This is a genomic window from Pseudomonas putida (assembly GCF_005080685.1).
In the GTDB taxonomy this organism is placed as follows: domain Bacteria; phylum Pseudomonadota; class Gammaproteobacteria; order Pseudomonadales; family Pseudomonadaceae; genus Aquipseudomonas; species Aquipseudomonas putida_V.
In genome coordinates this window covers 286,933-311,851 of the sequence record NZ_CP039371.1, presented here as the reverse complement: position 1 = coordinate 311,851, position 24,919 = coordinate 286,933, and the positions used below count along the sequence as shown (strand labels likewise).

Annotated in this window: 21 protein-coding genes and 1 pseudogene; 13 read left to right on the top strand and 9 right to left on the bottom strand. The window is 64.0% G+C overall.

From position 1 onward, the window contains the following. Positions 1-11: 11 nt before the first annotated feature. The 5 genes from ssuD to E6B08_RS01465 all read right to left on the bottom strand — a co-directional run bounded on the left by ssuD (position 12) and on the right by E6B08_RS01465 (position 5,199). Positions 12-1,160 (bottom strand): FMNH2-dependent alkanesulfonate monooxygenase, encoded by a 1,149-nt coding sequence (gene ssuD / locus E6B08_RS01485; RefSeq protein ID WP_136912469.1) that lies wholly within the window; start codon positions 1,158-1,160, stop codon positions 12-14. A 61-nt stretch (positions 1,161-1,221) separates the two neighbouring features. After that, the gene (locus E6B08_RS01480) at positions 1,222-2,187 is read right to left on the bottom strand and encodes a sulfonate ABC transporter substrate-binding protein (RefSeq protein ID WP_136912468.1); all 966 of its coding nucleotides are present in this window, start codon (positions 2,185-2,187) and stop codon (positions 1,222-1,224) included. 94 nt (positions 2,188-2,281) lie between these two features. After that, positions 2,282-2,875, bottom strand: a complete 594-nt coding sequence (gene ssuE, locus E6B08_RS01475) for an NADPH-dependent FMN reductase (protein WP_136912467.1) — start codon at positions 2,873-2,875, stop codon at positions 2,282-2,284. Between the two features lie 189 nt (positions 2,876-3,064). Further along, a complete protein-coding gene (locus E6B08_RS01470) occupies positions 3,065-3,703 on the bottom strand; it encodes a peroxiredoxin (protein WP_136912466.1) in 639 nt (212 codons plus the stop codon). Between the two features lie 164 nt (positions 3,704-3,867). Next, complete coding sequence (locus E6B08_RS01465; RefSeq protein WP_136912465.1) at positions 3,868-5,199, bottom strand: OprD family outer membrane porin; 1,332 nt, start codon at positions 5,197-5,199, stop codon at positions 3,868-3,870. A 500-nt stretch (positions 5,200-5,699) separates the two neighbouring features. Here E6B08_RS01465 and tauA point away from each other — a divergent pair, with 500 nt between their 5' ends. The 4 genes from tauA to tauD all read left to right on the top strand — a co-directional run bounded on the left by tauA (position 5,700) and on the right by tauD (position 9,223). Next, a complete protein-coding gene (gene tauA / locus E6B08_RS01460) occupies positions 5,700-6,671 on the top strand; it encodes a taurine ABC transporter substrate-binding protein (protein WP_136912464.1) in 972 nt (323 codons plus the stop codon). 24 nt (positions 6,672-6,695) lie between these two features. Then, positions 6,696-7,490 (top strand): taurine ABC transporter ATP-binding subunit, encoded by a 795-nt coding sequence (gene tauB / locus E6B08_RS01455; RefSeq protein ID WP_136912463.1) that lies wholly within the window; start codon positions 6,696-6,698, stop codon positions 7,488-7,490. Further along, the gene (gene tauC, locus E6B08_RS01450; protein ID WP_136912462.1) at positions 7,487-8,326 is read left to right on the top strand and encodes a taurine ABC transporter permease TauC; all 840 of its coding nucleotides are present in this window, start codon (positions 7,487-7,489) and stop codon (positions 8,324-8,326) included. The genes tauB and tauC overlap by 4 nt, the downstream gene beginning before the upstream one ends. Before the next feature lie 63 nt (positions 8,327-8,389). After that, positions 8,390-9,223, top strand: a complete 834-nt coding sequence (tauD, locus tag E6B08_RS01445; RefSeq protein ID WP_136912461.1) for a taurine dioxygenase — start codon at positions 8,390-8,392, stop codon at positions 9,221-9,223. A 125-nt stretch (positions 9,224-9,348) separates the two neighbouring features. Here the strand turns inward: tauD and betT are convergent, their stop codons facing one another. Together betT and epsC are read right to left on the bottom strand one after the other, a co-directional pair. Then, positions 9,349-11,310, bottom strand: coding sequence for a choline transporter BetT (gene betT / locus E6B08_RS01440; RefSeq protein WP_192938671.1), 1,962 nt, complete (start codon positions 11,308-11,310; stop codon positions 9,349-9,351). 342 nt (positions 11,311-11,652) lie between these two features. Continuing rightward, complete coding sequence (gene epsC, locus E6B08_RS01435; RefSeq protein ID WP_136912459.1) at positions 11,653-12,585, bottom strand: serine O-acetyltransferase EpsC; 933 nt, start codon at positions 12,583-12,585, stop codon at positions 11,653-11,655. A gap of 120 nt (positions 12,586-12,705) precedes the next feature. Here epsC and tcyJ point away from each other — a divergent pair, with 120 nt between their 5' ends. Genes tcyJ through tcyN form a run of 3 tightly spaced genes read left to right on the top strand, consistent with a single transcriptional unit; the run spans position 12,706 to position 14,926 of the window. Further along, positions 12,706-13,500, top strand: a complete 795-nt coding sequence (gene tcyJ, locus E6B08_RS01430; protein WP_136912458.1) for a cystine ABC transporter substrate-binding protein — start codon at positions 12,706-12,708, stop codon at positions 13,498-13,500. Further along, positions 13,497-14,165, top strand: coding sequence for a cystine ABC transporter permease (gene tcyL, locus E6B08_RS01425; protein WP_136912457.1), 669 nt, complete (start codon positions 13,497-13,499; stop codon positions 14,163-14,165). Before tcyJ ends, tcyL begins: the two co-directional genes overlap by 4 nt. 2 nt (positions 14,166-14,167) lie before the next feature. Further along, positions 14,168-14,926, top strand: coding sequence for an L-cystine ABC transporter ATP-binding protein TcyN (gene tcyN / locus E6B08_RS01420; protein WP_136912456.1), 759 nt, complete (start codon positions 14,168-14,170; stop codon positions 14,924-14,926). Between the two features lie 94 nt (positions 14,927-15,020). On the opposite strand, the gene E6B08_RS01415 is transcribed toward tcyN, so the two are convergent. Then, positions 15,021-15,974, bottom strand: coding sequence for an IS110 family transposase (locus E6B08_RS01415; protein WP_136912455.1), 954 nt, complete (start codon positions 15,972-15,974; stop codon positions 15,021-15,023). Positions 15,975-16,427: 453 nt separating this feature from the next. On the opposite strand from E6B08_RS01415, the gene E6B08_RS01405 reads away from it, so the two are divergent. The 6 genes from E6B08_RS01405 (at position 16,428) to E6B08_RS01380 (ending at position 22,927) form a co-directional block, all read left to right on the top strand. Further along, the gene (locus tag E6B08_RS01405; RefSeq protein ID WP_136912453.1) at positions 16,428-17,669 is read left to right on the top strand and encodes an SfnB family sulfur acquisition oxidoreductase; all 1,242 of its coding nucleotides are present in this window, start codon (positions 16,428-16,430) and stop codon (positions 17,667-17,669) included. A 150-nt stretch (positions 17,670-17,819) separates the two neighbouring features. Continuing rightward, entirely contained in the window at positions 17,820-19,001 is a 1,182-nt protein-coding gene (locus E6B08_RS01400) for an SfnB family sulfur acquisition oxidoreductase (protein ID WP_136912452.1), read from the top strand. Next, a complete protein-coding gene (locus tag E6B08_RS01395; RefSeq protein ID WP_136912451.1) occupies positions 19,001-20,389 on the top strand; it encodes an LLM class flavin-dependent oxidoreductase in 1,389 nt (462 codons plus the stop codon). Before E6B08_RS01400 ends, E6B08_RS01395 begins: the two co-directional genes overlap by 1 nt. Further along, entirely contained in the window at positions 20,382-21,182 is an 801-nt protein-coding gene (locus E6B08_RS01390) for a MetQ/NlpA family ABC transporter substrate-binding protein (protein ID WP_136912450.1), read from the top strand. Before E6B08_RS01395 ends, E6B08_RS01390 begins: the two co-directional genes overlap by 8 nt. A 1-nt stretch (position 21,183) precedes the next feature. Beyond that, entirely contained in the window at positions 21,184-22,293 is a 1,110-nt protein-coding gene (locus tag E6B08_RS01385) for a methionine ABC transporter ATP-binding protein (RefSeq protein ID WP_136912449.1), read from the top strand. After that, positions 22,283-22,927, top strand: a complete 645-nt coding sequence (locus E6B08_RS01380) for a methionine ABC transporter permease (protein WP_136912448.1) — start codon at positions 22,283-22,285, stop codon at positions 22,925-22,927. The genes E6B08_RS01385 and E6B08_RS01380 overlap by 11 nt, the downstream gene beginning before the upstream one ends. Before the next feature lie 65 nt (positions 22,928-22,992). Here the strand turns inward: E6B08_RS01380 and dibA are convergent. Further along, positions 22,993-24,887: pseudogene (dibA, locus tag E6B08_RS01375) on the bottom strand (phosphodiesterase DibA). Positions 24,888-24,919: the final 32 nt, after the last annotated feature.

Genomic DNA, 24,919 nt, shown 5'->3' with positions numbered 1-24,919 from the left:
GACCTCGGCCCTCAGCTTTGCGCGACGGACTTGGGCAGGATGTCGTTAGCCACCATCTCGCCGAACGGGCTGACATAACCACCGGACTTGGGCTGCTCGGGGCGCTGCACGTCCAGGTGCGGGAACAGCAGTTCGGCCACGCGATACGACTCTTCCAGGTGTGGGTAACCGGAGAAGATGAAGGTATCGATACCCAGGTCGGCATATTCCTTGACCCGCGCGGCCACGGTCGGGCCGTCACCGACCAGGGCGGTACCGGCGCCACCGCGCACCAGGCCGACGCCGGCCCAGAGGTTGGGGCTGACTTCCAGCTTGTCGCGATTGCCATTGTGCAGGGCAGCCATGCGCTGCTGGCCGACCGAGTCGAAGCGTGCCAGCGAAGCCTGCGCGCGGGCGATGGTGTCGTCGTCCAGGTGCGAGATCAGCTTGTCGGCGGCGGCCCAGGCCTCTTCGTTGGTTTCCCGCACGATCACGTGCAGTCGAATGCCGAAGCGTACTTCGCGGCCTTGGGCGGCGGCCTTCTCACGCACGGCGGCGATCTTCTCGGCCACGGCGCTCGGTGGCTCGCCCCAGGTCAGGTACAGCTCGACCTGCTCGGCGGCCAGATCCTGCGCGGCATCGGAGGAGCCGCCGAAGTACAGCGGCGGACGCGGTTGCTGAATCGGCGGATAGAGCAGCTTGGCGCCCTTCACCTGGATGTGCTTGCCGTCGTAGTCGACCACTTCGCCTTCGAGCACCTTGCGCCAGATGCGGGTGAACTCGACCGAGGCTTCGTAGCGCTCCTCGTGGTTCAGGTGCAGGCCGTCGCCGGCCAGCTCGTCCGGGTCACCGCCGGTCACCAGGTTGAACAGGGCACGGCCATTGGACAGGCGATCGAGGGTGGCCGCCTGGCGTGCCGCCACGGTCGGCGAAATGATGCCAGGGCGCAGCGCGACCAGGAACTTCAGGCGCTGGGTCACCGGAATCAGCGATGCCGCCACCAGCCAGGAGTCCTCGCAGGAGCGCCCGGTGGGGATCAACACGCCGCCGAAACCGAGGCGGTCGGCGGCCTGGGCGATCTGCGCCAGGTAGCCGTGGTCGACCGCGCGAGCGCCATCGGAGGTGCCCAGGTACTTGCCGTCACCGTGGGTTGGGAGGAACCAGAAAATGTTCAAGCTCATTGGAGTTGTCTCCTTCTAGGGTGGCTCATGCCGGGGCGGCGCCCCGGCGCTGGCGGATCGATCAAGGCGCGCTGGCGACCTTGGCGGGTGGAGTCCAGATCACATCCTTGATGCTCAGCGGCTTGGGAATCAGCTTGAGCGCCTGGAAGGTGTCGGCGATCTTCTGTTGCGCGGCGACTACCGCCGGTGTCAGCGGCGCGGCGCCGTAGCCCTGGCGTTTGACCGAGGTCAGGGTGATGTCGGTCGGCAGGCCGAGCAGCGGCGCGACCTGGTCGGTGACCTGTTGCGGGTTGGCCTGCGACCATTCGCCGACTGCGCGCACTTCGTCGATCAGCGCACTGATCACCGCAGGGTGCTTGGTCGCGTAGTCGCGGGTGGCCAGGTAGAACTGGTGGTTGTCGACCAGGTCCTTGCCATCACGCAGGGTGCGGGCTTGCAACTGCTGTTCGGCTGCGGCCTGGTACGGGTCCCAGATCACCCAGGCATCGACGCTGCCACGCTCGAAGGCGGCGCGGGCATCGGCCGGAGGCAGGTACACCGGCTGGATATCGCTGTACTTCAGGCCGGCGTCCTCGAGGGCGCGGACCAGCAGGTAATGAACGTTGGAGCCCTTGTTGAGGGCGACCTTCTTGCCCTTGAGCTCTTTTACCGACTGGATCGGCGAGCCCTTGGGCACGAGGATGGCTTCGCTGTGCGGCGCAGGTGGCTCATAGGCCACGTACAGCAGATCGGCGCCGGCTGCCTGGGCGAACACCGGTGGTGTCTCGCCGGTGACGCCGAAGTCGATCGAGCCGACGTTGAGCCCTTCGAGCAGCTGCGGGCCGCCGGGGAACTCGGTCCATTGCACCTGGATGCCCTGTTCAGCCAGGCGCTTTTCCAGCGAGCCCTTGGCCTTGAGCAGCACCAGGGTGCCGTATTTCTGATAACCGATACGCAGGCTCTCGGCCTGGGCTTGGGTAATGGCGCCGAAGGACACAGCCGCCGCAAACAGGGCGACCAGACCACGACGCAAGAAGACTGTGCGCATAGCGCTCTCCTGTGCGAATAGGGTTCGGGTTGCACCTGCTTGCCTCGTTGACGGGCGAGTAAGGTGGATAACGCGATGAAGCGGTTGTGCCGGGTCAGATGCTCCAGCGAGCACTGATCAGGCGTTCATTGAGCAAGCCGGGGGCCACGGGCCTCGGCCTGCGGGCCAGGGCGATGTGGAAGGTCTCCAGCGAGTCCTGCAGGCGCTCTTCCAGAGCGGGTGCCAGCCTGGCAGGCCCTGCGCCTTCTCCGTAGGCGATCTGGCTGTCGTCGGCGAAGATCCCTTGCAGGGTCTCCTGCGCCTTGAGTGCCGACAGCACGGGTTTCAACGCGTAATCCACCGCCAGCATGTGGGCGATGCTGCCGCCGGTGGCGATCGGCAATACGATCTTGTGTACCAGGGCGCGTTCGGGCAGCAGGTCGAGCAGGGTTTTCAGGGCACCGGCGAACGATGCCTTGTACACCGGGGTTGCGACCACCAGGCCATCGGCCTGCGCCACCAGCTGCTGGAAGTGCTGCACCTGCGGGCTGTCGAAGCGCGCGTGGAGCAGGTCCTCTGCCGGAAAGTCGCGCACCTGGAAGGTCACCACCTCGACCCCACGGTCCTGCAGCCACTGGCGCGAACGCTCGAGCAGCACGCCGGAGCGTGATCGGGTACTGGGGCTACCACCGATTGAGACGACCAGCATTGCAGCGCTTCCTTGTGTTGGGTTGAGGTGACATTACCAGCCCTTTTATATATCTAGAAATCATATTTTTTCATTTGTTTATTCCATTTGCACCTATATGAAAGACCCCGATTGCAGGCATAAAAAAAGGGCCGTCGAAACGGCCCCGAAATCCCTGCTATGGCTAAGAGCGATGCAACGAACAAATACTTAACGATTCGGCTGCGGGGTCAGGCGCAGATAGGGTTTGACCGCACGATACCCCTTGGGGAAGCGCTGCTTGATCTCGTCCTCGTCCTTCAGCGAAGGCACGATCACCACGTCGTCGCCGTCCTGCCAGTTGCCTGGCGTGGCGACCTTGTAGTTGTCGGTCAGCTGCAGCGAGTCGATCACCCGCAGGATCTCGTTGAAGTTGCGCCCGGTACTGGCCGGATAGGTGATGGTCAGGCGCACCTTCTTGTTCGGGTCGATGACGAACAGCGAACGCACGGTCAGCGTGTCGTTGGCGTTGGGGTGGATCAGGTCGTACAGGTCGGAGACCTTGCGATCGGCGTCGGCGATGATCGGGAAGTTGACCACGGTGTTCTGGGTCTCGTTGATGTCATCGATCCACCTGTGGTGCGAGTCGACCGGGTCCACCGACAGGGCGATGGCCTTGACGCCGCGCTGGGCGAAGTCGTCCTTGAGCTTGGCGGTCAGGCCCAGCTCGGTGGTGCACACCGGGGTGAAGTCGGCCGGGTGGGAAAACAGCACGCCCCAGCTGTTGCCGAGCCATTCGTGGAAACGGATCTTGCCTTCGCTGGATTCCTGCTCGAAGTCGGGGGCGATGTCGCCGAGTTTGAGACTCATGGTGTACGGCTCCTGTGCTGTGTTCTGGCGTTGTGGGTTCAATGTGCCTGCATTCGAATAAAAACAAAAAGAATAAATAATGATTTATTTATAACTATTAGGCATACGAAATTACAGGCACAAAAAAGCCTCGCACTAGGCGAGGCTCTTCTTGCAGCTACGACTTACAGGAAGTTGTAAGTGTAGTTGACGATGAAGCGAGTCTGGTCCTTGTCGACCGGAGCCTCACCTTCGCCGCGGTAGATACCGTGACGCAGGCTGGCGCCCAGACCTTTCAGGGTGCCTTCCTGGATCACGTAGTCGATACGGGCGTCGCGTTCCCACTCGTGGTAGGTACCGCTGCCGGAAGCGTTACGAATGTCGGTACCACGCAGGTAAGCGACCGACGCCTTCAGGCCAGGTACGCCAACACGGGCGAAGTCGTAGCTGTACTGACCGAAGGTGGTGTTGGTACCAGCACGAGCGAACTGGTTGATCATGCTATCGGTGAACAGGTAGAAGCTTGCACCGCCAGCGCCTTCCAGGTTGCCGTTGCCATCGGTGACGTTACCTTGGTTCAGCCAGACAAAACCACCGTCATCGCTGACCTGTTGATGGCCGAGCATCAACGCATGGCCACCCAGGGTATAGGTGAACATGGCAGACCAGGTCTTGTTGTCGATCTCGCCAGAGTTCTTGGCGTAGCCACCGTTGTTGTTGAAGAAGTACTCGCCGCCATCGCCGTTCTTGCCATCGCTGCTGCTATCGAAGTAGCGCAGGTCGGTCTTGAACGAGGAGTCGTCGGAAATCTTGTAAACGTGAGTCGCACCCAGGAAGTGCTGTTTGTAGAAGTCTTTCAGGTTCGAGTAGTAGTACTGCAGGGTCAGGTCTGGAGTGAGCTTGTAGTCCAGGCCGCCGTAGTAGAACTTGTTGCTGTCGACAGCGGAACCTGCAACGGACAGACCAGTACGGTTGCTCGAAGCACGGCCCATGGCGTGGGTCAGTTGACCGGCGTTAATGGTCAGGTTGTCGATTTCCTTCGAGGTGATGGTGCCACCTTCGAAGGTCTGCGGCAGCAGACGGCCATCGTTGGAGACCAGGATCGGCAGGTTCGGCGCCAGGGCGCTACCGAAGTGGGCCTCGGTCTTCGAGAAGCGAGCCTTGGCGTTACCACCGATGCGTGCCCAGTTGTGCACTGCGGAGCCATCGGAGTCGCTTGGGAAGAAGGTGTTGTTGGCGTCTGGACGGCTACCACGGCCACCATCCAGGTGAATGCCCCACAGCGCCTGAACGTCGACACCGAAACCAACGGTGCCCTCGGTGAAGCCGGACAGGTAGTCGAGCTTGAAGCCCTGACCGCTTTCTTCCTGGTCGGTGCCACCGTCACGGTTGTCATCGTTGAAGTACATGGTACGCGAGCTGACGGACAGCTTGCTGTCCTCGATGAAACCAGCAGCGCCTGCTTGTTGGGCGAGAACCCCCAGTGCCACGGCGAGAGCCAGGCTGGACTTGTACATGTTTTGCTCCTCTACGTTCTAATTCTTGTGCGTCTCAGGCGGCGGGGTCTTCTGCCCCACTCACCGTGGATGGGCGATTTAGCCTTAAAAGGTCACCGTCTAGTCAATACATTTCTAAACGTTTCACGACTTTGGTCTAAGAAGCCCCCTGCGCTACAGGATAATGACAATCCTATAAATCCAAAATGACTGTTTTATGAATTTCTAAGACTTTTGCGGAATAAGGTAGGAACCTTTACTGCAAAAAATTGTATCGACGTAAGGCATCATACCTTTAGGTTATTTGCAAACGTTTGCCAATGCGCTAGGCGAAATCCTCCTCGTCAAAGGGGTTCAAGGCTAGCAGCCGATCGCGTTTTCACCAGTTTCCCCGCCCCTCGAGCTCTACGGCGCGCTAAGGCAATTGCCAGCTAAGCTAATTCTAAAAAGTTATTTATTTCATATTTCTTAGATCATTTAGTCTCTCCGTCATCCATTACCCGCCTGACGAGAGGTTCTCCATGATCCTGCACGCCCCGCTGCGCCTGTTCGCTGCCCTGACCCTCGCCAGCACCAGCTGGTTGGCCCAGGCCGCCGACCTGACCGTTGCCTACCAGACCACCGTCGACCCAGCCAAGGTGGCCCAGGTGGACGGCGACTATGAAAAGGCCAGCAAGGCCAGCATCGACTGGCGCAAATTCGATAATGGCGCCGACGTGATCACCGCCGTGGCCAGTGGCGACGTGCAGATCGGCTACCTCGGCTCCAGCCCGCTGGCCGCCGCCGCCACCCGAAAACTGCCGGTCGAGACCTTCCTCATCGCCACGCAGATCGGCGCTGGCGAGGCGCTGGTCGCCCGTGACAACATCAAGACCCCGCAAGACCTGATCGGCAAGAAAGTCGCCGTGCCGTTCGTTTCGACCGGCCACTACAGCCTGCTGGCCGCGCTGAAGAGCTGGAACATCGACCCGTCCAAGGTGCAGATCCTCAACCTCGCGCCACCGGCGATCATCGCCGCCTGGAAGCGCGGCGACATCGACGCGACCTACGTCTGGGACCCGGCCCTGGGCGTGGCCAAGGAAAACGGCAAGGTGCTGATCACCTCCGGCGAGCTGGCCGAAAAAGGCGCACCGACCTTCGACGCCTGGATCGTGCGCAAGGACTTCGCTGCCAAGCATCCGGACGTGGTCAAGGCCTTCGCCAAGGTCACCCTGGACGCCTATGCCGACTACCGCAACGACCCCAAGGCCTGGCTGGCCAACCCGGACAACGTCGCCAAGCTGGCCAAGCTCTCCGGTGCCAAGCCCACCGACATCCCGGTGCTGCTGCAAGGCAACGTCTACCCGCTGGCGGCCGACCAGGCCAGTGCGCTGGGCGCACCGACCACCCAGGCCCTCACCGACACCGCGACCTTCCTCAAGCAGCAAGGCAAGGTCGAGGCGGTGCTGCCGGACTACTCGCCCTACGTCAGCGCCAAGTACCTGCCCAACTAAGATCGCAATCGACCGGAGCCTGCCATGGCCTTGCTTGAACTGGAGCGCATCAGCGCACAGTACCCCGGCGCCGACGCCCCGGTGCTGGCCGACATCGACCTGAGCCTGGGGCCACGCCAGCTGCTGGTGGCCCTTGGGCCATCCGGCAGCGGCAAGACCTCGCTGCTCAACCTCATCGCAGGCTTCGTCGCCCCCAGCGCCGGGCGCATCACCCTCGACGGCGTGCCGGTGCAAGGCCCCGGCGCCGAACGCGGCGTGGTGTTCCAGGACGATGCGCTGCTGCCCTGGCAGAACGTGCTGGGCAATGTCGCCTTCGGTCTGGAACTTGCCGGCGTGCCGCGCGCCCAGCGCGAAGCCAAGGCCCGCGAGATGCTGGCCCTGGTCGACCTGCAAGGCTTCGGCGAACGGCGCATCTGGCAATTGTCCGGCGGGCAGAAACAGCGCGTAGGCCTGGCCCGTGCCCTGGCTGCCGACCCACGGGTATTGTTGATGGACGAGCCGTTCGGCGCCCTCGACGCCTTTACTCGCGAACAGATGCAGGAATTGCTGCTGCAGGTCTGGCAGCGCACCGCCAAGCCGGTGTTCCTGATCACCCACGACATCGAGGAAGCGGTATTCCTCGCCAGCGAACTGGTGTTGCTGGCGCCCAACCCCGGCCGCGTGGTCGAGCGCCTGCAACTGGACTTCGGCCAGCGCTACGCCGCTGGCGAATCGGCGCGGGCGATCAAGTCCGATCCACGCTTCATCGAAACCCGCGAGCATGTGTTGGCGCGGGTGTTCTCGCAACGCCAGGCCAGCCGCCAACAGGAGCCCGTATGAGCAGCCTCGACCTGCCTGTCGCCGGCAAGCGCGACACCCACACCCCGCCCGGTGCGAAACCGCGCCGGCCGTTGCCGACCCGCTGGATCAGCGCCCTGACCCTGGCCACCCTGCTGCTCGCCTGGTGGCTGGTGACCGCCGCCGGCTGGATCGAGCCGCTGTTCCTGCCCTCGCCCGGCGATATCCTGGCCAGGGCCTGGACCCTGCTCACCCAGGGCTACATGGACGCCAGCCTGTGGCAACACCTGGGCGCCAGCCTCGGTCGCATCGGCCTGGCCCTGGTCGCCGCCACGCTCACCGCCATCCCGGTGGGCATCGCCATCGGCTACAACCGCGTGGCCCGCGGCATCCTCGACCCCCTGATCGAGTTCTACCGGCCGATCCCGCCGCTGGCCTACCTGCCTCTGATCGTCATCTGGTGCGGCATCGGTGAGCTGTCCAAGGTGCTGCTGATCTACCTGGCGATCTTCGCCCCCATCGCCATCGCCACCGCCACCGGCGTGCGCAACGTCGACCCCGCCAAGCTGCGCGCCGCGCAATCGCTGGGCGCGACTCGAGCGCAACTGGTGCGCCACGTGATCCTGCCCAGTGCCCTGCCCGACATCCTCACCGGCATTCGCATCGGCCTTGGCGTCGGCTGGTCGACCCTGGTGGCCGCCGAGCTGATCGCCGCCACCAGCGGCCTGGGCTTCATGGTGCAGTCGGCGGCGCAGTTCCTGGTCACCGACGTGGTGGTGCTGGGCATCCTGCTGATCGCCCTGATCGCCTTCGCTCTGGAGATGGGCCTGCGCGCCCTGCAACGCAAGCTGGTGCCGTGGCACGGCCAGAGCCACTGACTGACGACAACATCCGCACTGACCACGCCGGCATCCCGGCGCAGCACAACGATCGAGACCGACATGAGCCTGACCATCACCCCTCTCAGCCCGGCGCTCGGCGCCCAGATCAGCGGCGTCGACATCAGCCGCGAGCTCAGCGCCGAGCAGCGCGACGCCATCGAGCAAGCCCTGCTCGAACACCAGGTGCTGTTCTTCCGCGACCAGCCGATCACGCCCGAGCAACAGGCGCGCTTCGCCGCGCGCTTTGGCGACCTGCACATCCATCCGATCTACCCCAACGTGCCGGAAACGCCGCAGGTGCTGATCCTCGACACCGCCGTGACCGACGTGCGCGACAATGCTGTCTGGCATACCGACGTGACCTTCCTGCCGACCCCCGCGCTGGGCGCGGTGCTCAGCGCCAAGCAGCTGCCAGCCTACGGCGGCGATACCCTGTGGGCCAGTGGCATCGCGGCGTTCGAGGCCTTGTCGGCGCCCCTGCGCGAGATGCTCGATGGGCTCACCGCCACCCACGACTTCACCAAGTCGTTCCCGCTGGAGCGTTTCGGCACCACGCCAGATGACCTGGCGCGCTGGGAAGCGACCCGACGCAACAACCCGCCGCTGTCGCACCCGGTGGTACGCACGCATCCGGTGAGTGGGCGCAAGGCGTTGTTCGTCAACGAAGGGTTCACCACGCGCATCAACGAGTTGAGCGATTGGGAAAGCGAGGCGCTACTGAAGCTGCTGTTCGCCCATGCCACTCGGCCGGAGTTCAGCATTCGCTGGCGTTGGCAGGAGAACGACGTGGCGTTCTGGGACAACCGCGTGACCCAGCATTTCGCGGTGGATGATTACCGGCCGAATCGGCGGGTGATGCATCGGGCGACCATCCTGGGGGATGCGCCTTTCTAGGGGGTCTGCGCCGGCCCCTTCGCGGGGCAAGCCCGCTCCCACAAGGACTACACCGTCTGCAATGATGGTGGTGATCCTGTGGGAGCTGGCTTGCCCGCGAAGAGGCCGGCACAGACATTTCCCGATCAGCGAACCAGATGCAGGAACTGCATGTGCCGCTCGTACTGATCAAGGATGTCGTTGATGATCTGCTCCTTGCTGTAGCCCACCAGATCATAGTTCTGGCTGCCCTCGGCAAGGTGCACCTCGGCCCGGTAATAGCGGCGGTTCTTCAAGTCCTGGGTACCCAGCCCACCGAGGGCGAACGACGGCGTGAAGTAACCACGCATCTGCACTTGGTAGATGAACGGCTGCTCCTCGCCATGGCCGATCTTCAAGCTGACGTTGTCATGGCTCGGATCGTCCTGGGTGATCAGCACCAGGCCCTTCTGCGCGAACACTTCGGTCACATCGGCGATCGCCGGGCGCACCACGTCGTCCATGAAGCGGTACACCTCGTCGCGCGACGGGAAGTGCACCGCCTGGCTCAAGCGCTGGCGCCAGCCACCGCGGCCACGGCGTGACTGGGCGAACGGTGCCAACGAGTGCATCTGCGCGATCTGTCGCTGGCTTTCCAGGTAGAAGGCCTTGTGCAGCCCCCACATCATGCACAGCAGGATCAGCGAGAACGGCAACGAGGTCAGCACCACCGCCGACTTCAGCGAATCGATGCTGCCGGCGAACAATAGCCCGCTGGTGACCAGCGCGGTCATCGCACCCCAGAAGATCCGCAACCAGTTCGGGCCGTCCTCGTCCGGGTCGCCGCCCTTGGCCGACAAGGTCGCGAGCACCACGGTGCCGGAGTCGGCCGAGGTCACGAAGAACACGAAGCTGATGAACACCGTCACAGCGATCACCACCTTGCTCCAGGGGTAGGTCTCGAGCAGCAGGTACAGGCTCATCGACGGGTTATCCAGCGCCGACTGGCCGAGCGCGGTCATGCCGTGGTTGATCACCTGGTCCAGGGCGCTGTTGCCGAAAATCGACATCCACGCCAGGGTGAAGCCCAGCGGGATCAACAGCACGCCGAAGACGAATTCGCGGATGGTCCGCCCGCGCGAGATCCGCGCGATGAACAGACCCACGAACGGCGCCCAGGCAATCCACCAGGCCCAGTAGAACACTGTCCAGCCGCCCAGCCAGTCGCTTTTGTCGCCATAGGCATAGACATCGAAGCTCTTGCTCGGCAAGGCCCCCAGGTAGTCGCCGAGATTCTGGATGAGGGTGTTGAGCAGGTGTTGGGTGGGGCCGGCGAACAGCACGAACAGCAGCAGCGCGCAGGCCAGGAACAGGTTGATGTCGCTCATCACCCGCACGCCCTTCTCCACCCCGGCGACCGCCACGGCCACTGCCGCGCCCATCATCAGGGTGATCAGGATCACCTGCACCCACTGGCTGTGGCTGATGCCGAACAGGTAGTCGAGCCCGGCGTTGAGATGCAACACGCCAAAGCCCATGTCGGCGCCCAGGCCGAACACCGTGGCGATGATGCCGAAGCCGTCCACCGCATAACCGATTGGCCCGTTGATGCGCTTGCCGATCAGCGGGTACAGCGCCGAGCGCAGCGCCAGCGGCAGGTTGTGGCGGTAGGCGAAGTAGGCCAGGGCCATGCCGACGAAGGCGAACACGCCCCAGCCGTGCAGGCCCCAGTGCAGGAACAGGATCTGCATCGCCTGGCGCCCGGCCTCGGCGGTACCGGCCTCGCCCTGGGGCGGCTGCAGCATGTGGGTAAGGGGTTCGGAGACGCAGAAGAAGAACAGGGTGATGCTGATGCCCGCGGCGAACAGCATGCCGGCCCAGGACAGGTAGCTGAACTCGGGCTCGTCGTGGTCGGCACCGAGCTTGATCTTGCCGTAGCCGGACAAGGCGGTGACCACCACGAAGACCAGGTACAGGCTCATGGCGAGCATGTAGTACCAGCCGACCGTGTTGGCCGCCCAGTTCTGCGCCGCCAGCAGCCACTCGCCAGCAGCCTCCGGCAGCGCAATGACTACCAGGCCGAAGATGAGGATGAAGCTTGCCGCGAAGTAGAACACGGGGGGGTTCATGCGGATCTTGCCAGGGGCAAGGTTGGAAATCGGTGCACTCATCGGACGCGCACCTCGTCACGGGACGTGAGGTTCGGATTGAACGGGTTCAGCAAAGGAATCCTCCTGTTGAACACCGGCAGCGGACCAGCGTTTTTCGTTGAACAAGCGTTCAAGTTAAACATGGATCGGCTTTCAAAGCGAACCGGGTAGCTGATCGGTAGGGGTCTGTACCGGCCCTTTCGCGGGCAAGTCGGGGCGCCGAACCGCCGCTCCTACAGGGGCAGCACAATTTCAGATGCCGTGTTGTACCTGTAGGAGCGGGCTTGCCCGCGAAAGGGCCGGTACAGACAGCCCCTCACCTCAATTCTTGTCCTGGCAATCCAGCTGCAAATTGGCCTGGGTGATGTTGCTGTCGGCCGGCACGCTGCGGGTCAGCCACACGTTGCCGCCGATGGTCGAGCCCTTGCCGATGGTGATGCGCCCGAGGATGGTCGCCCCGGCGTAGATCACCACGTCGTCCTCGACGATGGGGTGGCGCGCCAGGCCCTTGTGCAGGTTGCCCGACTCGTCACTGGGGAAGCGCTTGGCGCCCAGGGTCACCGCCTGGTAGATACGCACCCGTTCGCCGATGATCGCGGTTTCGCCGATCACCACGCCAGTGCCGTGGTCGATGAAGAAGCTCGGGCCGATCTGTGCGCCCGGATGGATGTCGATGCCGGTGGCCGAGTGCGCCAGCTCCGAACTGATACGCGCCAGCAGCGGCAAGCCGGCCTGGTACAGATGGTGGGCCAGGCGATGGTGGATCACCGCCAGGATGCCGGGGTAGCACAGCAGCACTTCATCCACGCTACGCGCCGCCGGGTCGCCGTGGTAGGCAGCGAGCACATCGGTGTCGAGCAACACGCGCAGCTCGGGCAAGGCTGCCGCGAAGCCCTGGATCAGGCGCAGGGCCTGGGCGTCGACTTCAGCGAGGTCCGCCTTGCTCTGCCGCGCGGCATAGCGCAGCTCCAGGCGGGCCTGGGCCAGCAGCGCAGTGAGTGCAGCGTCGAGGGTATGCCCGACATAGAAGTCCTCGCTCTCCTCGCGCAGATCGACCGGGCCCAGGCGCATCGGGAACAAGGCCCCGCACAGCTGCTCGAGGATATGCCGCATCGCCTCGCGCGAGGGCAGTTCCCGGCCCCCCTGCTCGCCACTGCTACGGCCATTGCGGGTACGCCACTGCTCACGGGCACCACGCATGCCGCTGACGATGCTGTGCAACTGCCAATGCCCGGATGAAGGTTGTTCGCTCACGGTGTTCTCCTGCCAACTCGGCTAATCTCACTGTCCTTATCGTCATGCATAAGCCGCCATGACGCCACCCCCATCCTGGCCTACCCTCAAGGTTACTTTATGACCAACCCGGGGCCTGCCATGTCGAAATTCGTCAAACCGCTTCTCACCGCCAGCCTGGCCGTCGTGCTCGGTAGCGGCCTGTTCAGCCAGGGGTTCGCTGGCGAGCAACTCAAGACCATCCAGGAAAAAGGCGTGATCAACGTAGGCCTCGAGGGCACCTACCCGCCCTTCAGCTTCCAGGACGAAAACGGCAAGCTGACCGGCTTCGAGGTCGAGTTATCGGAACTGCTGGCCAAGGAGCTGGGGGTCAAGGCCAAGATCCAGCCGACCAAATGGGACGGCATCCTCGCAGCGCTCGAGTCCAAGCGACTGGACGTGGTGGTCAACCAGGTGACCATCTCCGAGGAACGCAAGAAAAAGTACGACTTCTCCGAGCCCTACACCGTTTCCGGCATCCAGGCGCTGATCCTGAAGAAAAAGGCCGAAAAACTGAACATCAAGGGCGCCCAGGACCTGGCCGGCAAGAAGGTCGGCGTCGGCCTGGGCACCAACTACGAGCAGTGGGTGACACAGGACGTGCCCAAGGCCGTCGTGCGCACCTACGAGGATGACCCGAGCAAGTTCGCCGACCTGCGCAATGGCCGCATCGATGCCATCCTGATCGACCGCCTGGCCGCACTGGAATACGCGCAGAAAGCCAAGGACACCGAGCTTGCCGGGGATGCCTTCTCGCGCCTGGAAAGCGGCGTGGCGCTGCGCAAGGGCGAACCGGAACTGCTGGCCGCGATCAACCAGGCACTGGACAAGCTCAAGGCCGACGGCACCCTGGCCAAGCTCTCGGAAAAGTACTTCGGTGCCGATGTGACTAAATGATCGCCGAGAGCCTGCAACTCGTCGCCGACTCGACGCCCTTCCTGCTCAAGGGCGCCGGGTATACCGTGCTGCTCAGCGTCGGCGGCATGTTCTTCGGCCTGCTGCTGGGCTTCGCCCTGGCACTGATGCGCTTGTCCAAGACCGCGCTGCTGGACTGGCCGGCACGTGTCTACGTGTCGTTCTTTCGCGGCACGCCGTTGCTGGTCCAGCTGTTCGTGATCTACTTCGGCATGCCGCAGATCGGCATCGAGCTCGACCCGATCCCGGCATCGCTGATCGGCCTGTCGCTGAACATGGCCGCGTACATCTGCGAGATCCTGCGGGCGGCGATTTCATCGATCGATCGCGGCCAGTGGGAAGCTGCGGCCAGCATCGGCATGACCCGTGCTCAGGCAATGCGCCGGGAGATCCTGCCGCAAGCCATGCGCACGGCCCTGCCGCCGCTGGGCAACAGTTTCATCTCGCTGGTCAAGGACACCGCGCTGGCGGCGACCATCCAGGTCCCCGAGCTGTTCCGCCAGGCCCAGCTGATTACCGCGCGCACCTTCGAGGTGTTCACCATGTACCTGGCGGTGGCGGTGATCTACTGGATTCTCTGCAGCATCCTCGCGCACTTCCAGAACCGCATGGAAGCGCGGGTCAATCAGCACGACCAGGAGCACTGACGATGATCGTGGTAGAAGGCCTGACCAAGCGTTTCAACGGCCAGACCGTGCTCGACCGCATCGGCCTGACCGTCGAGGCCGGCGAAGTGATCGCCATCATCGGCCCCAGCGGCTCGGGCAAGACCACCTTCCTGCGTTGCCTCAACCTGCTGGAAACTCCCGATGCCGGGCACATCCAGATCGGCGACATCAGCATCGACGCCAATCGCCCGCTGGGTAGCCAGCAAGCGGCGATTCGCCGTTTGCGCCAGCAGGCCGGGTTCGTGTTCCAGAACTTCAACCTGTTCCCTCACCGCACCGCCCTGGACAACGTCATCGAAGGACCGGTGATTGTGAAGAAGACGCCCCGTGCGCAGGCGCTGGCGCTGGGTCGGCGGCTGCTGGCCAAGGTCGGCCTGGCGGGCAAGGAGGATGCCTACCCCCGGCGCCTGTCCGGCGGCCAGCAGCAGCGGGTGGCGATCGCCCGGGCGCTGGCCATGGAACCGGAAGTGATCCTGTTCGACGAACCCACCTCGGCGCTGGACCCCGAGCTGGTCGGCGAGGTGCTGGAGACCATTCGCGGGTTGGCCGAGGAGAAGCGCACGATGATCATCGTCACCCACGAGATGAGCTTCGCCCGCGACGTGGCCAACCGGGTGATCTTTTTCGACAAGGGCGTGATCGTCGAACAGGGCGAGGCCAAGGCGTTGTTCGCCGCGCCCAGGGAAGAACGCACCCGGCAGTTTCTGCGCAAGTTCCTCGGGACCGCTGCGTCCGAGTAGGTCCTCACGGGCCTCTTCGCGGGACAAGCCCGCTCCCACAGATTCAGTGCTGATTTCGGATGTGGCGCGATACCTGTGGGAGATTCTATGGTTTTCAGCAAACCAATTTCCCGCCTTTTGTGACGTATTCGTCCTGATTTTTCATCAGGGCGAATGCTACCTGCGCAAGCTTTCTTGCCAGGATTACTAAAGCTTGGGTTGTGGCTTTACCTGTGCTCCGATGCTGTTCGTAAAACCCTCTCCAGGCAGCCGATCTGCTGGCAGCCATCGCAGCGTTATGCAATAAGCGACGAATTTCTGAACAACCTCGCTTGGTGAGGCGGCGGCGTCCATTCTTTTGTCCGGAATCACTCACTCGCAGATCCATTCCCAAGAATGCAATGTACGAGTCACTGCTTTTGAATTCGCCCCTCATAAAAGCCATCACCAACGCGGTGGCGGTGAGAAAACCAATACCCTCTACCGCCTGGCAGCGAGCGACTTGCTCGTGCAGCCCAGCCTCTCGGAGTACTTCTTTAATCTTCTTTTGGATCAATTGATCCAGTCGATCTATCGACTTTAAGAAGGTCTCGAAGGCGGTTTTCAAAAGGCTTTCATTCGCCCAGCTTTGAGTCATAGCCGTGCGAGCAGTCACCAATCTGGCTCTGCGCCGAAGGAGACTCTGAAGCTTGCTGTAGACAGCAGGAGGCGGGCTCCAAGGGCGGAGGTCCTCACCTTCGTTTTTCAGAAAACGGGACAGCAACCGAGCATCAGACGGATCGGTTTTTACCCGCCCACCGACACTTTTTCTGTAGTTGCTGAGTTGAAAGCCATCGATGACATAAACCTCAAAACCCAGGTGATGGGCCAGCTCGACCAAGTCCAGGTGATAGACATTGGTTGCTTCAACTGCGATAGCAGTATTGAGAGGCTGCTGCTTCAGCCACCTTTTGATTTCGAGTTTGGAATTTTTCAGCCTGATGATCTCATCACGATCATCGTGATGGATAACCAGTTCTACTTTCGCGACATCCACCCCCATGATCAACTTGCTTACCTGCATTGCCATGGGCGGCTCCTCACGTTATGGTTTTTCGGCTTGAAGGGGTTTCACCCAGAGGCGCTGGCTTGCTTCTATCGTCGCTTGCAAACGATGCATTCTTTATCGGCGCTTTGGTGGAAGGGGTGGGGCGATGTCTCCCACGGTCTGTACTGCTGCGAACAGTCAGAATCGGGTATTTAGTCCCACCACCCCTTCAAGTCTAACCATACAAGCGGGCTTGTCCCGCGAAGAGGCCGGCCCAGACACAAACAATCTCCCCTTCTATCAATATTCCAAAGAGTTAGTTCATAAACCTTTAATAAGCATTTAGGGTATATGAACCGGACCACCGGACCCGCACACGTCCGTCGCGATCAGCTGCAGCGACGCATTCATTTTCGTGAGGTCAGGTATGGTCAGGATCACAATCACCCCAGTGCGTAACGCCAGGGCATTGAGTGCAGCCAAGGAGCGGTACTGATGTCCAGCCAGGCACACCCGCTTTCCCACAGCGACGTCGACAGCTCGCCCCTGCTGCTGCCAGCCAAGGTGCTGCGCAGCGATGCCGAAGCCCTGCAAGCCGCTCGCGAACTGGCCGACGTGGCCCGCGAGCAGGCCGCCCGGCGCGACCAGCAACGCAAACTGCCTTGGGCCGAGATCGAACAGTTCACCCGCAGCGGCCTGGGCAGCATCACCGTGCCCAAGGCCCATGGCGGACCCGACGTCAGTTTCGCCACCGTTGCCGAAGTATTTCGCATCATCAGCGCCGCAGACCCTGCGCTGGGGCAGATTCCGCAAAACCAGTTCGGCATGCTGCAACTGCTGCGCGTGACCGCCACCGAGGCCCAGCAGGCGCTGATCTTCCGTAGCGTGCTCGACGGCTGGAGGATCGGCAATGCCGGCCCCGAGCGTGGCACCAAGGACACCTTGACCCTCAAGGCGCGGATCACTCGTCACGGCGACGGCTATCGCATCAGCGGCGAGAAGTTCTATTCCACCGGTGCCCTGTTCGCCCATTGGGTGGCGGTCAAGGCGCTGGACGATGAAGGCCGCCAGCGCCTGGCCTTCGTGCGCCGTGGCAGCCCTGGGCTGCGCATCGTCGACGACTGGTCCGGCTTCGGCCAGCGCACCACCGCCAGCGGCACCGTGCTGCTCGACCAGGTGCCGGTGGATGCCGAACTGGTCATCGACAACTGGCGCCAGCGCGACCTGCCGAACATCCAGGGCGCCTCGTCGCAGTTGGTGCAAGCGGCCATCGACGCCGGCATCGCCGAAGCGGCGATCGACGACGCCATCGCCTTTGTCCGCCAGTATTCGCGGCCATGGATCGAGGCCAAGGTCGAGAAGGCCAGCGAGGATCTGTACGTGATTGCCGAGATCGGTCGCCTGAAGCTCGAGCTGCACGCCGCCCAGGCGTTGCTGGCCAAGGCCGCGCGAGTGCTCGACGAGGTCAACGCCGGGCCTATCGATGCTGCAGCCGCGGCGCGGGCATCGATTGCCGTGGCCGAGGCCAAGGTGCTCACCACCGAGATCGCCCTGCAGGCCAGCGAGAAGCTGTTCGAGCTGGCCGGCAGTCGCGCGACGCTGGCCGAGTACAACCTCGACCGGCATTGGCGCAATGCCCGCGTGCACACGCTGCATGACCCAGTGCGCTGGAAGTATCACGCGGTGGGCGCCTATCACCTCAACGGCACGCTGCCCGCGCGGCATTCCTGGATCTGACTTAAAAGCCTCGGGGCTGCTGCGCAGCCCATTCGCGGGGCAAGCCCGCTCCCACAAGTACGCGTTGCTCTGAGCATCAGCGCAGATTCTGTGGGAGCGGGCTTGTCCCGCGAATGGGCCGCACAGCGGCCCCAAGGCCCGGAGAACACCATGACGACATCAGTAATCAGCAGCGATGCCCAGGCACTGGCCATCGCTGAGCAAATCGCCCAGCAACTGCGCCGCGACAGCGCCCTGCGCGACCGCGAACGTCGCCTGCCACACGCGGAACTGGAGCTGTTCAGCCGCTCTGGCCTTTGGGGCATCAGCGTGCCCAAGGCATTCGGCGGCGCCGGGGTCTCCAATGTCACCCTGGCCCAGGTAGTCGCCCGCATCGCCCAGGCGGACGCCTCTCTCGGACAGATCCCGCAGAACCACTTCTACGCCCTTGAGGTGCTGCGCGTGAACGGCAGCCCCGAGCAACAACGACGCATCTACCAGGAAGTCCTGGCCGGTCAACGCCTGGGCAATGCCCTCGCCGAACTCGGCACCAAGACCGCCCACGACCGCACCACCCGCCTGACCCGCGACGGTGACGGCTATCGCATCGATGGCCGCAAGTTCTACGCCACCGGCGCCCTGTACGCCCAGCGCATCCCCACCTCGGTCATCGACGAGCAGGGCGTGCAGCACCTCGCCTTCGTCCCGGCTGACAGCCCGGGTCTGCAGGTGATCGACGATTGGAGCGGCTTCGGCCAGCGCACCACTGGCAGCGGTTCGGTGCTGTTCGACAATGTGCAGGTCAGCGCCGAGGACGTGGTGCCGTTCCAGAGCGCCTTCGAACGCCCGACGCCGGTCGGCCCGCTCGCGCAGATTCTCCACGCCGCGATCGACACCGGCATCGCCCGCGCCGCCTATGAAGATGCCCTGCACTTCGTGCGCACCCGCAGCCGGCCCTGGGTCGACTCCGGCGTCGACAAGGCCAGCGACGATCCGCTGACGCTGAAGAGTTTCGGCCAACTGGCGATCCGTCTGCATGCCAGCGAAGCCCTGCTCGAACGGGCCGGCCAGTACCTGGACCTGGCCCAGCAGGACAGCACCGAGAGCAGCGTCGCCGCCGCCTCCATCGCCGTCGCCGAGGCCCGCGCCATCAGCACCGAGATCGCCCTCGCCGCCGGCACCACGCTGTTCGAGCTGGCCGGCAGCCAGGCTACCCTGGCCGAGCACAACCTCGACCGCCACTGGCGCAACGCCCGCGTGCACACCCTGCACGACCCGGTGCGCTGGAAGTACCACGCCATCGGCAACTACTACCTCAACGACGAAAACCCTCCGCGCCGGGGGACCATCTGATGGCCAGGGAAATCCTGCTCAACGCCTTCAACATGAACTGCATCGGGCACATCAACCACGGCTTGTGGACCCACCCACGAGACACCTCGACGCAGTACAAGACCCTGGGCTACTGGACCGACCTGGCGAAGCTGCTCGAGCGCGGCTTGTTCGATGGCCTGTTCATCGCCGACATCGTGGGCACCTACGACGTCTATGGCCAGTCGCTGGACGTGACCCTCAAGGAGTCGATCCAGCTGCCGGTCAACGACCCACTGCTGCTGGTCTCGGCCATGGCCGCGGTCACCCGCAACCTGGGCTTCGGCCTGACCGCCAACCTCACCTACGAGGCGCCCTACCTGTTCGCCCGACGCCTTTCCACCCTAGACCACCTGACCGGCGGCCGGGTTGGCTGGAACATCGTCACCGGCTACCTGGACAGCGCAGCCCGGGCCATGGGCCTGGACCAACAGCCCGAGCACGACCGCCGCTACGACCAGGCCGACGAGTACCTGCAGGTGCTGTACAAGCTGCTCGAAGGCAGTTGGGCCACTGATGCGGTGGTCGCCGACCGCGAGCGACGCGTGTATGCCGAACCGGACAAGGTGCGCAAGGTCCGCCACCAGGGCGAGTTCTACAAGGTCGAGGGCTACCACCTGTGCGAACCCTCGCCGCAACGTACCCCGGTGCTGTTCCAGGCCGGCAGTTCGCCGCGCGGCCTGGCCTTCGCCGGCAACCATGCCGAGTGCGTGTTCATCAGCGGCCAGAACAAGGCCGCCACCCGCGCCCAGGTCGACAAGGTGCGCGCCGCCGCCAAGGCCGCAGGCCGCGACCCGCAGGCGATCAAGGTGTTCATGGGCATCACCGTGATCGTCGCGCCAACCGAGCAGGCCGCCCAGGCCAAGCACGCCGAGTACCTGCGCCATGCCAGCCCTGAAGCCGGCGTCGCGCACTTTGCCGCCTCCACCGGGATCGACTTCGCCGCCTACGCGCTGGACGAGCCGATCGGCGCCAGCACCGGCAATGCCATCCAGTCGGCCACGCGCCAGCTGCAGGACAACGCCTGGACCCGCCGCCGCCTGCTGGAGCAGCACGCACTCGGCGGACGCTACGTGACCGTGGTCGGCTCGCCCGAGCAGGTCGCCGACGAGCTGATCGCCTGGATCGACGAAACCGGCCTGGACGGCTTCAACCTGACCCGGACCGTCACCCCGGAAAGCTTCGAGGATTTCATCGACCTGGTGATCCCGCAGCTGCAGCAACGCGGCCGCTACAAGACCGCCTACGCCGAAGGCACGCTGCGCGAAAAACTGTTCGCCAGCGACCAGGCACACCTGCCCGCCGACCACCCAGGCTCGGCCTATCGCCACACCACCCCTGCCCCGACTGGAGCCCTGCACCATGCTTGACAAACTGTTCCGGCCCGTCGCGGCCATCGCCCTGGGCCTCGGCTTGAGCGCCACTGCGCTGGCCGCCGAGCCATTGAAGATCGGCACCACATCGGCCTTTGCCATCCCCCTGGAAGCGGCAGTCGAGGAAGCCCACAAGCAGGGCCTGGAGGTCAAGCTGATCGAGTTCAGCGACTGGATCGCACCCAATGTCAGCCTCAACAGCGGCGACATCGACGTGAACTACTTCCAGCACATTCCCTTCCTGGAAAACGCCAAGGCCGCCGCAGGCTTCGACCTGGTGCCCTACGCCCCAGGCATCATCAACAACGTCGGTCTCTACTCCAAGCGCTACAAAAGCTTCGCCGAGCTGCCCGAAGGTGCCAGCGTGGCCATCGCCAACGACCCGATCAACAGCGGCCGTGGCCTGCAACTGCTGGCCAAAGCCGGGCTGATCACGCTCAAGCCGGGCGTGGGCTACAAGGCTACCGAAGACGACATCGTCGCCAACCCGAAGAAGATCAAGATCCTCCAGGTCGAGGCCGTGCAGTTGGTGCGTGCCTACGACGATGCCGACCTGGTGCAGGGCTACCCGGCCTACATCCGCCTGGCCAAGACCTTCGATCCGGCCTCGGCGCTGCTGTTCGACGGGTTGGAGAACAAGGAATACGTGATCCAGTTCGTCATCCGCCCACAAAGCAAGGACGACCCGCGCCTGGCCAAGTTCGTCGACATCTACCAGCACTCGCCGGTGGTGCGCGAAGCGCTGAACAAAGCCCATGGCAACCTCTACCAAGCCGGTTGGGAAGGCTGACATGGGCCAGGCCAACGCCTACCAGGCGTATCCCCCGCATACCGCACCGGCCCCAGGCCGCGAACAGGCCCTGCGCCCGGAGGTGAACCAGGCCCACGTGCGCTTCATCGGCCTTGGCAAGACCTACCCGGGCCAGACGCAGCCGGCCTTGCAGGGCATCGACCTGAACATCCGCCGCGGCGAGATCTTCGGCATCATCGGTCGCAGCGGCGCTGGCAAGTCGTCGCTGCTGCGTACCATCAACCGCCTGGAGCAACCGAGCCAGGGCCGGGTGCTGATCGACCAGATCGACATCGCGCCGTTCGACGAGGATCGCCTCGTCGCCCTGCGCCGACGCATCGGCATGATCTTCCAGCACTTCAACCTGATGTCGGCCAAGACCGTGTGGCAGAACGTCGAACTGCCACTCAAGGTCGCCGGCATCGCCAAGCCCGAGCGCCAGCGCAAGGTGCGTGAGCTGCTGGAGCTGGTCGGGCTGCAGGAAAAGCACCATGTCTATCCGGCGCAACTGTCGGGTGGGCAGAAGCAGCGGGTCGGCATCGCCCGCGCCCTGGTGCACGACCCCGAGATCCTGCTGTGCGACGAGGCGACCTCGGCGCTGGATCCGGAGACCACCGCGTCGATCCTCGAACTGCTGCGCGACATCAACCAGCGACTCGGCCTGACCATCGTGCTGATCACCCACGAGATGGCGGTGATCCGCGATATCTGCCACCGGGTGGTGGTGCTCGAACGTGGCGAGGTGGTCGAGCAGGGGGAGGTCTGGCGGGTGTTCGGTGCGCCGCGCCACGAGGTCACCCGGACCCTGCTCGCACCGTTGCAGGCCAAGCTGCCCGCAGCCTTGCAGGCAAGCTTGCGGGCCAGCCCGGTAGGCCGTGACAGTGCCGTGGTCCTCAGGCTCAGCGTGCTCGGCGAGCCGGCGCTGTCCGACCTGTTCCAGGATCTCGGCGGGCGTGTGCGCCTGCTGCAGGGCGGCGTCGAAACCATCGGCGCGCAGGCCTTGGGCCAGTTGATCCTGGCAGTGCAGGGCTCGCCGCACGATACCCATCAATTGCTCGAACGTGCCCGCCGCTGGGCCGAGGACGTGGAGGTGCTGGGCCATGTGGTTTGATCGTTTGCTCGAAGGCTTGCTCGACACCTTGCTGATGGTTGGCGTGTCGTCATTGATCGCGTTGCTGGTCGGGGTGCCGATGGCGGTGCTGCTGGTCACCAGCGACAAGGGCGGGATCTTCCAGGCGCCGATGCTGAACCGGGTGCTGGGCGCCTTCGTCAACCTGTTCCGCTCGATCCCGTTCCTGATCCTGATGGTCGCGCTGATCCCCTTCACCCGCCTGGTGGTCGGCACCACCTATGGCGTGTGGGCGGCCGTGGTGCCGCTGACCATCGCCGCCACGCCGTTTTTCGCACGCATCGCCGAGGTGAGCCTGCGCGAAGTCGACCACGGCCTGGTGGAAGCCGCGCAAGCCATGGGTTGCAGACGCTGGCACATCGTCTGGCATGTGCTGCTGCCTGAGGCGCTGCCGGGGATCGTCGGTGGTTTCACCATTACCCTGGTGACCCTGATCAACTCGTCGGCCATGGCCGGGGCGATCGGTGCGGGCGGGTTGGGCGATATCGCCTACCGCTATGGATACCAGCGCTTCGACAGCCAGATCATGCTGACCGTGATCGCCATGCTGGTGGCGTTGGTGGCGTTGATTCAGCTGGGGGGCGATCGGTTGGCGAAGGGGTTGAACAAGCGGTAATCGCATGGCATCCAATCGCCGGTAAACCGGCTCCGGCAGGAGCCGGCTTGCCGGCGATGAGGCCCTCACCCCCAGCGCAACTCCCCAGCCGGCACCGGCCGCCCAAACCAGTACCCCTGCCCCAGCTGGCAATGCTGCTCCAGCAGGAACCTAGCCTGCTCGGCCTGCTCGACCCCTTCGGCATGCACCTGCATGCCCATGCTCCGGGCCAGGGCGATGATCACCCGGACGATGGCGATGTCATCGTCATCGTGCGGCAGGCCGGCGACGAAGCCCTGGTCGATCTTCAGCTTCTGCACCGGCAGACGCTTGAGCCGCAACAATGACGAATACCCCGTGCCAAAGTCATCGATCGCCAGGCTCAGGCCCAGCTCGCGCAAGCGGTGCAGTTGCTCCAACGCCACCTCCGGCTCCTCCATCACCGCACTTTCGGTCACCTCCAGCTCCAGCAGCGCAGGATCCAGACCGGTGTCGTGCAGCACGTCGTCGACCTGCTGATAGAGCTCACGCTGACCGAACAAGCGGCTGGAAATGTTCACCGCGACGAACGCGAGTCGACGCCCCTGCCGCTGCCACTCGACCATCTGCGCGCATGCCTGGCGCAGTACCCAGGCGTCGATATCGGCGATCAACCCGGTGCGCTCGGCTATCGGAATGAACTCGCTCGGCGGCACCAGCCCACGCTGCGGATGCTGCCAGCGCACCAGCGCCTCGACCCCGACCATGTTCGCCTGCAGCAGGTCATGCACCGGCTGGAAGAACACCCGCAATTCCCCTTGGGCCAGGGCCCGGCGCAACTCGCCAGCGGTCTCCACCCGCTGCTGGGCGTGGGCGGTCAGTTCCTCGGTGTACAGCGCATAGCAGGCCCGGCCGTTGCCCTTGGCCTTGAACAGCGCGGCATCGGCATTGCGCAGCAACTGCTCGGCGCTCAAGGCATCGGCCGGGAACAGGCTGATACCGACGCTGGCGCTGATGAACAAGCGGTGGCCCTCGAACTCGAACGGCTCGCGCATGCGCTCGATGATGGCCTGGGCCAGCTTGCCCGCCTCACCGGCCTGCTGGCAGTTTTCGGCCAGCACTGCGAACTCGTCACCGCCCAGGCGCGCCAGGGTCACGCCGGTGCCGAGCAGTTCACGCAGACGCTCGCCCACCAGTCGCAACAACTGGTCGCCGATGGTGTGGCCGAGGCCGTCGTTGATGCTCTGGAAGTGGTCCAGGTCGAGCAGCAGCAAGGCGCAGCCGCGCTTGTTGGCCTGGGCTGCGGCCAACGCCTGCTCGGCACGGTCGCTGAACAGCAGGCGGTTGGGCAATCCTGTGAGGGGTCGTGGTGGGCCAGGTAGGCCAGCTCGCGCTCGGAATGCTTGATCGCACTGATGTCGCTGAACACCGCCACGTAGTGGCTCAGTTCGCCGGCATCGTCACGGATGGCGCAGATGGTCTGCCACTGCGGGTAGATCTCGCCGCTCTTGCGGCGGTTCCAGATCTCCCCGCTCCATTCGCCCTTCTGGGCCAGGGCGGCGTAGATCTTCTGATAGAAATCGGCGCCGTGGCGTCCCGACTTGAACTTGTTCGGCCGCTGGCCGAGCACTTCGTCCTGCTGGTAGCCGGTGATGCGCATGAACGCCCGGTTGACGTGCACGATCAGGCCCTGGCGATCGGTCACCAGTACGCCTTCGAGGGTGCTGTCGAACACCGCTGCGGCCATGCGCAGGCGCTCGCGATCCTCGCTGCGCAGGCGCGCACCGATGCCGATGAAATTGAGCAACCGAGCCCGCGACACGAAAATCAGCAGGGCACTGACCAGCACCCAGACCACCACGTTGATCTGCCGGCCCACGGTCAACGCCAGCGGATCGTCGGCCATGCTGCGCAATACCATTTCGGCCAGCACCAGCCAGAGTATCGAGAGCACCACGTAGAGCGCGGCCATGCGCAAGGCGTCGCGAACGGAAACAGACATGTCGGAAAGTAAAGCCCATGAGAACGGTCGGG

What these genes read in the sequence shown, in the direction of transcription:
- ssuD (WP_136912469.1), bottom strand. Translation starts at nt 1,160, where the DNA reads ATGAGCTTGAACATTTTCTGGTTCCTCCCAACCCACGGTGACGGCAAG.
- E6B08_RS01480 (WP_136912468.1), bottom strand. Translation starts at nt 2,187, where the DNA reads ATGCGCACAGTCTTCTTGCGTCGTGGTCTGGTCGCCCTGTTTGCGGCG.
- ssuE (WP_136912467.1), bottom strand. Translation starts at nt 2,875, where the DNA reads ATGCTGGTCGTCTCAATCGGTGGTAGCCCCAGTACCCGATCACGCTCC.
- E6B08_RS01470 (WP_136912466.1), bottom strand. Translation starts at nt 3,703, where the DNA reads ATGAGTCTCAAACTCGGCGACATCGCCCCCGACTTCGAGCAGGAATCC.
- E6B08_RS01465 (WP_136912465.1), bottom strand. Translation starts at nt 5,199, where the DNA reads ATGTACAAGTCCAGCCTGGCTCTCGCCGTGGCACTGGGGGTTCTCGCC.
- tauA (WP_136912464.1), top strand. Translation starts at nt 5,700, where the DNA reads ATGATCCTGCACGCCCCGCTGCGCCTGTTCGCTGCCCTGACCCTCGCC.
- tauB (WP_136912463.1), top strand. Translation starts at nt 6,696, where the DNA reads ATGGCCTTGCTTGAACTGGAGCGCATCAGCGCACAGTACCCCGGCGCC.
- tauC (WP_136912462.1), top strand. Translation starts at nt 7,487, where the DNA reads ATGAGCAGCCTCGACCTGCCTGTCGCCGGCAAGCGCGACACCCACACC.
- tauD (WP_136912461.1), top strand. Translation starts at nt 8,390, where the DNA reads ATGAGCCTGACCATCACCCCTCTCAGCCCGGCGCTCGGCGCCCAGATC.
- betT (WP_192938671.1), bottom strand. Translation starts at nt 11,310, where the DNA reads ATGAACCCCCCCGTGTTCTACTTCGCGGCAAGCTTCATCCTCATCTTC.
- tcyJ (WP_136912458.1), top strand. Translation starts at nt 12,706, where the DNA reads ATGTCGAAATTCGTCAAACCGCTTCTCACCGCCAGCCTGGCCGTCGTG.
- tcyL (WP_136912457.1), top strand. Translation starts at nt 13,497, where the DNA reads ATGATCGCCGAGAGCCTGCAACTCGTCGCCGACTCGACGCCCTTCCTG.
- tcyN (WP_136912456.1), top strand. Translation starts at nt 14,168, where the DNA reads ATGATCGTGGTAGAAGGCCTGACCAAGCGTTTCAACGGCCAGACCGTG.
- E6B08_RS01415 (WP_136912455.1), bottom strand. Translation starts at nt 15,974, where the DNA reads ATGGCAATGCAGGTAAGCAAGTTGATCATGGGGGTGGATGTCGCGAAA.
- E6B08_RS01405 (WP_136912453.1), top strand. Translation starts at nt 16,428, where the DNA reads ATGTCCAGCCAGGCACACCCGCTTTCCCACAGCGACGTCGACAGCTCG.
- E6B08_RS01400 (WP_136912452.1), top strand. Translation starts at nt 17,820, where the DNA reads ATGACGACATCAGTAATCAGCAGCGATGCCCAGGCACTGGCCATCGCT.
- E6B08_RS01395 (WP_136912451.1), top strand. Translation starts at nt 19,001, where the DNA reads ATGGCCAGGGAAATCCTGCTCAACGCCTTCAACATGAACTGCATCGGG.
- E6B08_RS01390 (WP_136912450.1), top strand. Translation starts at nt 20,382, where the DNA reads ATGCTTGACAAACTGTTCCGGCCCGTCGCGGCCATCGCCCTGGGCCTC.
- E6B08_RS01385 (WP_136912449.1), top strand. Translation starts at nt 21,184, where the DNA reads ATGGGCCAGGCCAACGCCTACCAGGCGTATCCCCCGCATACCGCACCG.
- E6B08_RS01380 (WP_136912448.1), top strand. Translation starts at nt 22,283, where the DNA reads ATGTGGTTTGATCGTTTGCTCGAAGGCTTGCTCGACACCTTGCTGATG.